General features: G+C 46.1%; 14 protein-coding genes, 1 rRNA gene and 1 other annotated feature. Of the genes, 14 read left to right on the top strand and 1 reads right to left on the bottom strand.

The window, feature by feature from the left end; all coding sequences use genetic code 11:
- The first annotated feature begins 8 nt into the window (after positions 1–8).
- The 10 genes from rrf to rsmI all read left to right on the top strand — a co-directional run bounded on the left by rrf (position 9) and on the right by rsmI (position 6,891).
- A 5S ribosomal RNA gene (gene rrf, locus AC5W14_RS16415) occupies positions 9–125 on the top strand.
- 94 nt (positions 126–219) lie between these two features.
- On the top strand, positions 220–1,680 hold the full coding sequence (locus AC5W14_RS16420) for an aminotransferase class I/II-fold pyridoxal phosphate-dependent enzyme (RefSeq protein WP_496195003.1): 1,461 nt from the start codon (positions 220–222) through the stop codon (positions 1,678–1,680).
- On the top strand, positions 1,670–2,311 hold the full coding sequence (gene tmk / locus AC5W14_RS16425) for a dTMP kinase (protein WP_496195004.1): 642 nt from the start codon (positions 1,670–1,672) through the stop codon (positions 2,309–2,311). The genes AC5W14_RS16420 and tmk overlap by 11 nt, the downstream gene beginning before the upstream one ends.
- 93 nt (positions 2,312–2,404) lie before the next feature.
- Positions 2,405–2,734, top strand: coding sequence for a cyclic di-AMP receptor DarA (darA, locus tag AC5W14_RS16430; RefSeq protein ID WP_496060635.1), 330 nt, complete (start codon positions 2,405–2,407; stop codon positions 2,732–2,734).
- A 15-nt stretch (positions 2,735–2,749) separates the two neighbouring features.
- The gene (gene holB / locus AC5W14_RS16435) at positions 2,750–3,736 is read left to right on the top strand and encodes a DNA polymerase III subunit delta' (RefSeq protein WP_496195005.1); all 987 of its coding nucleotides are present in this window, start codon (positions 2,750–2,752) and stop codon (positions 3,734–3,736) included.
- 2 nt (positions 3,737–3,738) lie between these two features.
- Positions 3,739–4,554: a PSP1 domain-containing protein gene (locus AC5W14_RS16440; RefSeq protein ID WP_496060637.1), complete on the top strand. Its 816-nt coding sequence runs from the start codon at positions 3,739–3,741 to the stop codon at positions 4,552–4,554.
- A 31-nt stretch (positions 4,555–4,585) separates the two neighbouring features.
- Positions 4,586–4,939 (top strand): DNA replication initiation control protein YabA, encoded by a 354-nt coding sequence (gene yabA / locus AC5W14_RS16445; RefSeq protein WP_252313691.1) that lies wholly within the window; start codon positions 4,586–4,588, stop codon positions 4,937–4,939.
- A 96-nt stretch (positions 4,940–5,035) separates the two neighbouring features.
- A complete protein-coding gene (locus AC5W14_RS16450) occupies positions 5,036–5,764 on the top strand; it encodes a tRNA1(Val) (adenine(37)-N6)-methyltransferase (RefSeq protein ID WP_496060638.1) in 729 nt (242 codons plus the stop codon).
- On the top strand, positions 5,748–6,035 hold the full coding sequence (locus tag AC5W14_RS16455) for a GIY-YIG nuclease family protein (protein WP_496060639.1): 288 nt from the start codon (positions 5,748–5,750) through the stop codon (positions 6,033–6,035). Before AC5W14_RS16450 ends, AC5W14_RS16455 begins: the two co-directional genes overlap by 17 nt.
- On the top strand, positions 6,019–6,891 hold the full coding sequence (gene rsmI / locus AC5W14_RS16460) for a 16S rRNA (cytidine(1402)-2'-O)-methyltransferase (RefSeq protein ID WP_496195006.1): 873 nt from the start codon (positions 6,019–6,021) through the stop codon (positions 6,889–6,891). The genes AC5W14_RS16455 and rsmI overlap by 17 nt, the downstream gene beginning before the upstream one ends.
- A 56-nt stretch (positions 6,892–6,947) precedes the next feature.
- On the opposite strand, the gene abrB is transcribed toward rsmI, so the two are convergent.
- The gene (abrB, locus tag AC5W14_RS16465; protein ID WP_496060641.1) at positions 6,948–7,241 is read right to left on the bottom strand and encodes a transition state genes transcriptional regulator AbrB; all 294 of its coding nucleotides are present in this window, start codon (positions 7,239–7,241) and stop codon (positions 6,948–6,950) included.
- 367 nt (positions 7,242–7,608) lie between these two features.
- Positions 7,609–7,870 (top strand) — a binding site (T-box leader).
- Between the two features lie 59 nt (positions 7,871–7,929).
- Between abrB and metG the strand changes: the two genes are divergently transcribed.
- From metG to rsmA, 4 genes are read left to right on the top strand one after another with little or no spacing between them, the layout of a single operon-like run.
- A complete protein-coding gene (gene metG / locus AC5W14_RS16470; RefSeq protein ID WP_496195007.1) occupies positions 7,930–9,927 on the top strand; it encodes a methionine--tRNA ligase in 1,998 nt (665 codons plus the stop codon).
- Between the two features lie 54 nt (positions 9,928–9,981).
- Positions 9,982–10,755: a TatD family hydrolase gene (locus AC5W14_RS16475; RefSeq protein WP_496060643.1), complete on the top strand. Its 774-nt coding sequence runs from the start codon at positions 9,982–9,984 to the stop codon at positions 10,753–10,755.
- 3 nt (positions 10,756–10,758) lie between these two features.
- Positions 10,759–11,328: a ribonuclease M5 gene (gene rnmV / locus AC5W14_RS16480; RefSeq protein WP_496195021.1), complete on the top strand. Its 570-nt coding sequence runs from the start codon at positions 10,759–10,761 to the stop codon at positions 11,326–11,328.
- The gene (gene rsmA, locus AC5W14_RS16485) at positions 11,321–12,214 is read left to right on the top strand and encodes a 16S rRNA (adenine(1518)-N(6)/adenine(1519)-N(6))-dimethyltransferase RsmA (RefSeq protein WP_496195008.1); all 894 of its coding nucleotides are present in this window, start codon (positions 11,321–11,323) and stop codon (positions 12,212–12,214) included. The genes rnmV and rsmA overlap by 8 nt, the downstream gene beginning before the upstream one ends.
- Positions 12,215–12,223 lie beyond the last annotated feature (9 nt).

Here is a 12,223-nt window from a genome sequence, read left to right on the forward strand (position 1 = left end):
ACCACCCGTCCGGTGACGATAGCCAAGAGGTCCCACCCGTTCCCATGCCGAACACGGAAGTTAAGCTCTTGTGCGCTGATGATAATTGGGGGGCGACCCCCTGTGAAAGTAGGACGCTGCCGGGCTAATGCAAGCACCTTTTCCATAGAGGAAAAGGTGCTTTTTCTATTATTTTTCTGTTTCACGTGAAACATTTTAAAGGAAAAGAGGATGTTTACTATGGCTGCCTATACTCCTTTACTGGATGCGCTGCTCGCTCACCAGCACAAAGAGACTGTTTCGTTTCATGTGCCGGGTCATAAAAATGGTCGTATTGTTCCCTATGGGAAAGAAACGGTGTTTGCTTCGATACTGAGCTATGATTTCACGGAAATTCCCGGTCTGGATGATCTGCATGCACCTGAAGGAATCATTGAAGAAGCGCAGATTCTGGCCTCTTCCTTCTATCAATCCAGCCATACGTTTTTTTTAACCGGGGGATCCACTTCTGGAAATCAGGCAATGATATTTGGGGCGTTTGAAAAAGGTGCTGTTGTTTTTGTGCAGCGGGATGCGCATGTGTCTGTTATAAATGCTATCCGTCTGGCCGGCCTAAAGCCTATTTTTTTAATGCCGGCTGTCGATGAACTAACAGGCCTTACTTTAGGTTTAAACGTGCAGACCGTGCAGCGGGCGTATGAGCATTATCCAGAAGCCAAGGGTGTTATTTTAACGTCCCCTTCCTACTTTGGCATTGTCTCTTCTCTTCGTGATATTATTTCTCTGGTTCATTGTAAAGAGGGGATAGTGTTAGTTGATGAAGCTCATGGTGCCCATTTTGCTGTGAGTGAATACTTTCCAACCTCGAGTCTTGCGCAAGGAGCAGATGCTGTAGTGCACTCTGCGCACAAAACGCTTCCTGCTATGACAATGGGTGCTTATTTACATATTGGTTCCAGCAGTCGTCTTTCCTTTGAGGCGGTTCAGACCGCTTGTGCTGTGTTTCAGTCCAGCAGTCCTTCTTATCCTATTATGGCATCTCTGGATGCAGCCAGGCAGTTTGCAGTGGATCAAAAGCGGGTTCCTGCAGAACAGTGGCATGAACATTTTACCGAAACAGAGCAGATACTGCAGAATATTGGTTTTAACCTGTACGTTCCACCAGCGCCCTACCAGAAGGATCCATTAAAGTGTATTGTTAAAACGCCAACAGGCTATACCGGCTGGCAGCTTGCTTCTTTACTGGAAGAGGAAGGACTGTATCCCGAACTTTCCACTATGGACACGGTTCTTCTTATTCTTCCGTTAGAGCGGAAGGTATGGACGGAAAAAACGAAGGGCAGGGCTTCACGAGCTCTGCAAAAATTAAAGCAAATGAGTCCTGCGAAAGATCTTCATGTTAAAATGCCTTTGTCGCCTTTTGTAGATACGCCTATTATAGAAGGACGAGTGATCCCCGCTGTTTTTCATGGAGAGCGGAGGGAAAAACTATTGGCAGAAGCGAAATTATGTAAGACTGCAGCTGATATTATTCCTTATCCTCCAGGCATTCCTTTGTTTTTTAAAGGAGAGGTACTGGAAGGAGAACGATGGGAATTTCTAAATAAATGGCTTTATCAGGGAGGCCGGGTGCAGGGAGTATATCCCCACCAGGGCACCTGGAAGGTTAAAACAATGACGGAGGACACATATGACTTATAAAGGCTGGTTTATTACGTTAGAAGGCGGAGAAGGCTCCGGGAAAACAACCGCAATGCACGAGCTGGAACAATTTTTAAAAAAGGCAGGCAAAGAAGTAGTGGTAACGAGAGAACCGGGCGGCATCGCTATCGCTGAAAAAATCAGAGCGGTGATTTTAGATCCCGATCATCAGGAGATGGATGCCAGAACAGAAGCTCTTTTGTATGCAGCGGCCAGACGGCAGCATTTGGTAGAGAAAGTTCTTCCTGCTTTAAAACAAGGGAGTGTCGTCTTGTGCGACCGGTTTGTAGACAGCAGTCTTGCTTATCAGGGAGCCGCCCGCGGTCTTGGAATAGACGCTGTGTACCGGATTAACGCTTTTGCTATTGAGGATTGTCTGCCGGACCTGACCTTGTTTTTTGATATATCTCCGGAAAATGGAATGGCCCGCATTTTGGAGAACCAGGATAGAGAGTTTAACCGCCTGGATGGCGAAGCTATGTCGTTTCATCATTCCGTATATCAGGCCTATCACCAGCTGCTGGAAAAATTTCCGGAACGAATCGCACGGGTGGATGCTGATCAGCCCAGAGAAGAGGTTATAGCAGAGGCTGTGCAGATTATTCAAGCCAGGCTGCTTGGCAAAGCATAACAGCTTGGGATTTCCTGCTTGCGATTTTTGGGATTTCCAGTAATATTAAAGAAAACATACTCATATTATCCTATAGAAAGAGGGGGATCAGCCGTGAAGTTAATCGTAGCCGTAGTTCAGGACAAAGACAGCAATAGACTCTCCAACGCCTTAGTAGAACGCGATTTTCAAGCGACAAAACTTGCCAGCACCGGTGGATTTTTAAAAGCAGGCAGTACGACATTCCTCATAGGCATAAAAGATGAAGAGACAGATGCTGTCCTTGAAATAATAAAGAATCACTGCAAGTCACGGGAGCAGCTTGTGGCTCCTGTTTCTCCTATGGGAGGAAATGCCGATTCCTACGTTCCTTACCCGGTTGAGGTGCAGGTAGGCGGAGCTACTGTGTTTATTATGGATGTGGAACGATTTGAGAAGTTTTAAGGCGGGCGTTAATTAATGAAATGGACGGATATGGAAGTAGAGCAGCCCACAGTAATGACCATGCTGCGGCAGGCTATCAAAAAAGATAGGCTGTCGCATGCTTATATTTTTGAAGGCATGCACGGCAGCAAAAAAGAAGACGTAGCCCTGTTGATGGCCCAGAGCATTTTCTGTGCCAGGCAGACAGAAGGCAGGCCATGTGAAACCTGCGTGGAATGCAAACGCATTGCCCACGGCAATCACCCCGACGTGATGCTTCTGCATCCGGACGGGGATTCCATTAAAAAAGCCCAGGTGGAAGCCCTCCAAAAAGAATTCACTTATAAAGGAATGGAAGCAGGCACGAAGGTGTACCTTGTCCATAAAGCGGATACGATGACAGCCAGTGCCGGAAACAGCCTCCTGAAGTTTTTAGAAGAACCTGCCAGCCCGACCATGGCGGTACTGCTTACAGAAAATGCCCATTTTCTGCTTCCGACTATTCAATCAAGAGCGCAGCGAATCAGCTTTGCGCCGCCGCTTCTTTCCACAAGAACGGCTTATTTTCAAGAGCAGGGGATGAGTCCGGCCAATGCCGGCCTGCTGGCACGGCTGCCTGATGAAACCCTTGACAACTATGAGGAAGAGAGCAAAGAGTGGATTGTACAGGGGCGGGCTCTAGTGATACAATTAGTAAACGAGGTGAACCAAAGACCTCAGCAGGCATTATTGACGTTACAGGAAAAGTGGCTCGTTCATTTTAAAGATAGAAAAGAGCTGGACATTGGCTTGGATCTGCTGCTCTTTTGGTACCGTGATCTACTCTCTGTTCAGAAAGCAGGCGGAGAATTTGCTTATCCTGATCAAATGGAAAAGCTTGAATCACAGGCCCTTTCCATAACAGAACAAGAGATTGCTGCATCGATGCAGTTTATCCTGGACGCGAAACGACGTCTTCGCGCTAATGTAAATAACCAGCTTCTGATGGAGCAGTTAGTGCTCCATTTACAGGAGGGATCGTAGCCTTGCATGACGTAGTAGGAGTCAGATTTAAGAAAGCAGGCAAGATATATTACTTTTCACCAGGTGAGTTGACCATTCCCGCTGAGGAATGGATTGTTGTAGAAACCGCCCGCGGTGTAGAATACGGAAAAGTAGTCATTGGCAACAAACAGGTAAATGAAGATGATGTAGTCCTGCCTTTAAAAAAAGTGCTGCGTATTGCAGACAGTAAAGATAAAAAAGCCATGGAAGAAAACAAAACGTTGTCGGAAAAAGCATTTGCTACCTGTGCTGCAAAAATTTCCGAACACAGCTTAGATATGAAGCTGGTCAATGTAGAATATACTTTTGACCGCAATAAAGTGCTTTTTTACTTTACGGCGGACGGACGCATCGACTTCAGGAATTTAGTAAAAGATTTAGCTTCAGTATTCCGGACACGTATTGAACTTCGCCAGATCGGTGTAAGAGACGAAGCCAAAATGCTTGGCGGGATCGGCCCCTGCGGCCGTGTCCTCTGCTGTTCCACCTTTTTGGGCGATTTTGAGCCGGTTTCTATTAAGATGGCCAAAGACCAGAATCTCTCGTTAAATCCGGCTAAGATTTCCGGGCTGTGCGGACGGTTGATGTGCTGTCTTAAATATGAAAACGATCATTATGAGCAGGCGAAAAAAGACCTGCCTGATATCGGCCAGAAAATCGAAACACCGGAAGGCCGGGGAAAAGTAGCAGGAATCAATATACTCGAACGGCTGGTTCAGGTTCATATTGCAGAGCGTGAAAATGTGCTGGAATACAGTCTTGACGAATTAATGGAGCAGGGATTCATTACTCGCTGATAGCATACGGATAGTTGGGGTGGGGAGGAACGTGGAGAAACGAGAAATATTTTCGCAGGTCATTCATATGGAAGAACGAATCGGTGCTTTGCATGATGAACTGGGAGAATTAAAAGAACAGCTGGCTATGCTGATTGAAGAAAATCAGGCTCTTTCTCTGGAAAACAAGCATCTGCGTAAACGGTTGGATGTAAAAGAAGAGGCCAGGCTGGAAATGGAAAAACTTCAGGTAAACAAAAAACCGAAGCGTACAAGTGTAGGCGAAGGGTATGATAACCTGGCGCGCCTTTATCATGAAGGCTTTCACATTTGCAACATGCATTATGGAAGTCTTCGTACAGATGGCGATTGTTTATTCTGCTTATCCTTCCTCCAGCAAAAATAAAAAACAGGCTGTCTAAAAGTGATATTCACTCTTTGGGCAGTCTTTTTATGTGTAAAATGGAATAAGCCGTTTATCGAAATAAAGGAGTGGCAGCACGTGACAGATTCAAAAGAACGTATTGATTACATAACAAAAACCCTGCAGATTATTCAAAGCGAGGACGTATTCTCGTTTTCTATGGATGCGGTGCTTTTGGCAAGGTTTGCCTGGGTGCCTATTACAAAGGGTACTATCATCGATCTGTGCAGCGGAAACGGTGTTATACCGCTGGTGTTGTCCACAAGAAGCCAAGTTTCCATGACCGGGGTGGAAATTCAGCCCCGTTTGAAAGAGATGGCCGACCGCAGTATTCACCTGAATGATCTCTCTGACCGGATCCAATGCATAGAAGGAGATGTGAGAGAAGTACCATTCTCTCTGGAACAGGCAGATCTGGTAACGTGCAATCCTCCATATTTCGCGGCAGCCGGCGAAGCGGAATATCATAACAATCCCCACTTTGCCGCAGCGAGGCATGAGCAAAACGGCACCTTGCAGGATATCGTGAAGGCTGCTTCCCGTATGGTAAAGCAGAAGGGGAAAGTAGCGATGGTGCTTCGTCCGGAACGTTTTCTGGAGCTGGTGCAGCTTTATCAGCAGTACGGTATTGAACCGAAACGGGCAAAATGGATTCATCCGCTGGCCGACCGCCCAGCGAATATTCTGCTGCTGGAAGGTATAAAAAACGGCCGACCTGGTCTGACGATAGAACCGCCTTTGATTGTATATGATGAAAACAGGCAATATACAAAGGAGTTTCAGAATTATTATGAAGGAAGCGACTAAACGGTACTATGTATATATTCTCTGCTGTGCCGACAACACCTTATATACCGGGTATACTGACAATGTGGAAAGAAGAGTCGCAGTCCATGAAGCGGGAAAAGGTGCAAAGTATACAAGAGGGCGCGGCCCTTTTGTGTTAATGCATCAAGAAATGTTTTCCACTAAATGGGAAGCAATGCAGCGGGAGCGGGAGATTAAATCCTGGAATCGGGAGAAAAAAGAAATGTTGATTCAACACAACAGAGGAGGCAGGCATGAAACAACAACATAGTTATGCCGAGGAAGGCGGAAGCCTGTATTTGGTTGCAACGCCGATAGGGAATTTAGAAGATATGACATGGCGGGCCGTCCGGATTTTAAAAGAAGCAGATATCATTTTTGCAGAAGATACCAGACAAACTAAAAAACTTTGCTCACACTTTGATATTCATACGCCCATGAACAGTTATCATGAGCACAATAAGCAGTATAAAGGAGAAGCTATTCTACAGGCGCTGCAGGACCAAAAAACCGTGGCGCTTGTAAGTGATGCCGGCATGCCGCTTGTGTCGGACCCAGGTCTTGAAATTGTGAAACAGTGTGTCGACCTGGATATCCCCGTAATTCCCCTTCCGGGAGCGAATGCGGTTCTTCCCGCTCTCGCTGCATCCGGGCTGGCCGCCCAGGGTTTCTATTTTTACGGATTTCTTCCAAGAAAGAAAAAAGACCGGCTCGAGGAACTGGCGCGGCTTTCTGAAATCGGCGTACCAATGATTTTCTATGAAGCTCCCCATCGGCTGAAAGATATGCTCAAAGATATGAGCAGCGTGTGGGGGGACCGGCAGGCATCTCTTGGCAGAGAACTGACCAAACGTTTTGAGGAGTTTACGCGCGGTCGTATATCAGAGCTGGCCGATTACGCAGGCTCTCACCAAATAAAAGGGGAATGTTCTCTTGTAGTGGAAGCAGGAAGCGGCGATCTGGCGCAAAAAAACGACTGGTGGGAAGAATACAGCCTTCAGGATCATGTTCATTATTATATAAATGAAGGAATGACATCAAAAGATGCAATTAAACAGGCCGCCGTGGACCGGAATATTCCTAAACGGGAAATTTACGCGGCTTATCACGAGATTAAAGGTGAATAAACTACGCTGTACCCAAAAAAAGGCGGCATCCAAAAGGATGCCGCTTACTTATTTGATTAGGCGTTCGTCTTGTGCTTGCTTGTGTAGCTTTGAAGATCTTTCAAGATTTCCTCTGCGCCTTCTGGGGAAAGAATAATTTTGCCGCCGGCAAGAGAAACGTTATCGTCCGATACTTCACCAGTAACCTGGCAGGTCATGTTCGGCTTGTATTTTTTCAAAATAATGCGGTCGTGATCCACATAAATTTCCAATGCATCCTTTTCAGCGATTTCCAATGTGCGGCGAAGTTCGATAGGAATAACTACCCGGCCCAGTTCATCTACCTTACGTACAATACCTGTTGATTTCATAATATTCGTCCTCCTAGGATTTAAATCATTTATGTCATCTTTCGACATTTTTCTCTATTTGTAACCTAAGAATACCAATGTTTCCAAACCAAGTCAAATATTTTTAACTCCATACCATTGTAATATATAGAAATTTTTTCATATTAATAAAACCCTTTTATACCAGCATTTAAATAAGTATATAGAAAGTATATTATGTTTTAGCCTCTGGTGTAATTTCCATTTGCCGATCCAATAAATGAACGAATAAGAAAAAATAAAGGTGTTTTTGTCGAAAAAAGTCGAACTGTTAGACAGTGACTAATACATTGACAGTGAAGGCTTTCCCGGATATATTTACTATTGATGTCTAATATAAAATGAATACTGTTTTCCTATGAAAGGATAAGTACAAAAGGACGCTGTAACAGAGAGCCGGGAACTGCTGAAAACCGGTACAGCTGGAATTTTCGAAAATGGTCCGGGAGGAACTTTCTCTTGAGTTTAAAAAAATAAAAGAGAAACGTATTTCTGCGTTAAAGATAAGCGTTGTTTTCTGATGGAGCTTTCAGAAGAAGCGCACCGAGCCCCCGCCGTTTACCGGGGGAAATTTGGGTGGTACCGCGTGAGTAGAAACTCTCGTCCCTTTGCAGGACGAGGGTTTATTTTATTTTATATAAGAAGTTTTTTCTATTAAGGAGGCCCCATTATGACAAAGAATGATAAGACGTTTTACCTGACAACGCCCATATACTATCCAAGCGCCAAGCTTCATATCGGCCACGCCTACACGACTGTAGCCGGTGACGCTATGGCCCGCTATAAGCGCCTGCGTGGATACGATGTGCGCTATTTAACGGGCACAGACGAACACGGCCAGAAAATTGAGCGAAAGGCCGAAGAAAAAGGTGTGTCTCCACAGGAGTTTGTTGATGAGGTGGTTACAGGTATTAAAGACCTCTGGGAAAAGCTTGATATTTCCTATGATGATTTTATCCGCACGACAGAATCACGGCATAAAGAAGTAGTCCAGAAGATTTTTGAAACCTTAAAGAAAAACGGCGATATTTATTTAGATGAATATGAAGGCTGGTATTCGGTGCCGGATGAAACATTTTATACCGAAAGGCAGCTCGATGACCCTATTTACGAAAACGAAAAAATAGTCGGCGGCAAAAGCCCGGACAGCGGCCATGCGGTCGAGTGGGTAAGAGAGCGCTCGTACTTTTTCCGGATGAGCAGGTATGCCGACCGCCTGTTAAAATATTACGAGGAAAATCCTGAATTTATCCAGCCGGAATCCCGCAAAAATGAAATGATCAATAACTTTATTAAACCAGGGCTCGAAGACCTTGCTGTCTCCCGGACCGCATTTAAATGGGGCATTCCGGTAGAAAGCGATCCGGAGCACGTCGTTTACGTTTGGATAGATGCATTGTCCAATTACATCACGGCACTTGGGTACAGTACGGACCAGGATGAAGATTACCAGAAATTCTGGCCGGCAGACGTGCATATTGTTGGAAAAGAAATTGTTCGTTTCCACACAATATACTGGCCGATCATGCTGATGGCTCTTGATCTGCCACTGCCAAAGAAAGTATTCGGCCACGGCTGGCTTCTGATGAAAGATGGAAAAATGTCGAAATCAAAAGGCAATGTGGTCGATCCGATTCCGCTCATAGAGCGCTATGGATTAGATGCCCTCCGCTACTACCTGCTTCGGGAAGTACCATTCGGCTCCGACGGTGTCTTTACGCCGGAAGGTTTTGTGGACCGTATCAACTACGACCTGGCCAATGACCTGGGAAACCTGCTTAACCGTACGGTAGCAATGGTGAATAAATACAAAGGCGGAACGCTTCCGGCTTACTTGAAAGACGGAACGCCGTTTGATGATTCCCTGGTAGAGCTTGTAGAAGTTACGGTGGCAAAGGTTGAAGACGCGATGGAGGATATGGAATTTTCTGTAGCCCTGTCAGCTATTTGGCAGCTGGTAAGCCGCACGAATAAATACATCGATGAAACACAGCCGTGGGTGCTCGCGAAAAGCGATGAGCATGCTGAGCAGCTGGGATCGGTGCTTTATCATCTGGCGGAAGCCCTGCGTCATATATCCATCATGATTCAGCCTTTCATGACCAAAACACCGCAGAAAATGTGGGAACAGCTCGGTATTCAACAAGAAGATACAGTCTGGGATTCCCTGCATACGTTTGGGGTACTTCCAGCAGGAACGACGGTTGTGAAAAAAGGGACGCCGGTGTTTCCTAGACTCGATTATAAAGAAGAAGTGACCCATATTATCGAAGATATGGGAGGAGAGGCGAAAAAAGAAGAAACGGAACCGGCACAGCAGGAAGAGGTGCAGGAAAGCGAAAGTAATGAAATTACGATAGATGAATTTCATAAAGTGGAGCTGAAAGTAGCAGAAGTGACAGCTGCCGAACCGGTAAAAAAAGCCGATAAACTCCTGAAAATCCAGCTGGAACTGGGTGGAGAGTCAAGGCAGGTTGTCTCTGGCATTGCTCAGCACTATTCACCTGAAGAGCTTGTAGGACGAAAAGTGATTTGTGTTACCAACCTAAAGCCTGTGAAACTCCGCGGCGAATGGTCTCAAGGGATGATTCTTGCTGCATCCAAAGGAAAAGAACTAACGCTTGCCACGGTAGCGGATTCTCTGCCCAATGGCTCGATTGTTAATTAAATAGAAAGAAAAGGGCAGGCTCCGGCCTGCCTTTTTCGTAAGGAGGATACATGTATGCTGTTTGATACTCATGTTCATTTAAATGTAGAGCAATTTGATGAAGATGTAGAAGAAGTAATAGAACGGGCAAAAAAGGCCGGTGTAGAATGGATGAATGTGATTGGGTTTGACCGCCCTACTATTAAAAGGGCGATCGAACTGGCAGAAAGCTATGAGTTTATTTATGCGACCGTCGGCTGGCACCCAGTAGACGCGATAGACATGACTGAAGAAGATCTGCGCTGGATTGAAAAGCTCGCTTCGCATCCGAAAGTAGTTGCTCTTGGAGAAATGGGACTTGATTACCACTGGGATAAATCACCGGCGGAGGTTCAAAAAGAAGTATTTCGAAAGCAGATTCGACTGGCTCAAAAAGTAAATCTTCCGATCGTTATTCATGACCGGGAAGCCCATGAAGACGTTGTAGCTGTGCTGCAGGAAGAGGAAGCAGAAAAAACCGGCGGCATCATGCACTGTTTCGGCGGCGATTCGGAAATGGCTGCCAAGTGTCTGGAGATGAACTTTTATATTTCCTTTGGAGGGCCGGTGACGTTCAAAAACGCCAAACTGCCAAAGGAAGTGGCGGCAGGCGTTCCAATGGACCGGATTCTAGTAGAAACCGACAGTCCGTTTCTAGCGCCTCATCCTTACCGCGGCAAACGAAATGAACCATCCTACGTAACGCTTGTCGCAGATAAAATCGCTGAACTCAAAGGGATGAAGCCTGAATCGTTTTATGCCCAGACTACAGCTAATGCCAAGCGCTTGTTTCAATTGGAAGATAACTAAATGCTGCGTATTAAAGAATGCATTGTCGTAGAAGGAAAAGATGATACAGCTGCAGTGAAACGAGCAGTAGACGCGGATACGATCGAAACGAACGGCTCGGCGATTGGAGAGTCTGTTCTGCAGCGGATTGAGCTGGCCAATGAACGGCGCGGCGTTATTATTTTTACGGATCCGGATACGCCGGGGGAAAGAATCCGTCGTATTGTCAGCGAGCGTGTGCCCGGGTGCAAACATGCGTTTATTACCAAAACAATGGCAGCATCCAAGTTCAAAGGAAGCCTTGGCATTGAGCACGCCTCTCCGGAACACATTCAGGCAGCACTTGCAGCAGTGCGGGAGGATTATGGAAGCAGCAGGCCGGGCTCTGATATTCCCCGTGGAGATCTCATTGCTGCCGGGCTCCTTGCCGGCCCCCATGCGAAAAAGCGGCGGGAAAAGATGGGCGAAAAATTAAAAATAGGCTATGCAAATGGAAAACAGTTTCAAAAGAGACTGGATATTTTTCAGATCCAAAAAGAAGAATTTGCCAAGGCAATGAAGGAAGTATTAGAGGAGGAAGATCGAGGTGTCTAAAGATATTGCCACACCGACGCGCACAAAAGAAATACTGGAAAAGTACGGCTTTTCATTTAAAAAGAGTCTCGGCCAGAATTTCCTTATAGATACAAATATTCTGCAGCATATCGTAAAAGCCGCGGGAATGGGCGAAAACGACTCAGTCATAGAAATAGGCCCTGGCATTGGCGCGCTCACAGAGCAGCTCGCAAAAGCGGCGGGAAGAGTGGAGGCATTTGAAATTGACCGACGTCTGCTGCCGATTTTAGCAGAGACACTGAAAGATTATCCGCACGTAACGGTGCATCACCAGGATATTCTGCAGGCTGATCTGCGTCCGCTGCTGGAAGAGCTCCGTAGTTCCGGAAAAACTGCGGTAGTCGGTAACCTGCCGTATTATGTCACTACGCCGATTTTGATGGGACTGCTGGAACAAAAGCTGCCGGTGGACCGAATTGTCATTATGATCCAAAAAGAAGTGGCAGAGAGGATTGCAGCGGCTCCCGGTTCAAAAGCGTACGGGTCCCTTTCTATTGCAGCTCAGTATTATGCAGAGGTGACGCAGGAGCTTGTTGTGCCAAGAACGGTATTTATGCCAAAACCTAACGTAGACTCGGCTATTCTCCGTCTGGACGTTCGAAGCGGTCCACCGGTGGAAGTGAGAGACGAAGTTTTCTTTTTTACCCTGGTGCGGGGTGCGTTTACCCAGCGCCGGAAAACGCTCTGGAATAATGTACAGAACAGTGTCATGAATAAAACGTACAAAGAAGAGCTGCAGAATCTTTTTTCTGAAACTGATATTGATCCTGTCAGACGGGCAGAAACACTCTCTATAGAAGAGTTTGCCCTATTGAGCAACCGAATGTATCCAATGTGGAAAGAGATGCGGGAAAAAGCAGAATAGAGGGCATGA

It is taken from the genome of Sinobaca sp. TMA16-18 (genome assembly GCF_059510535.1).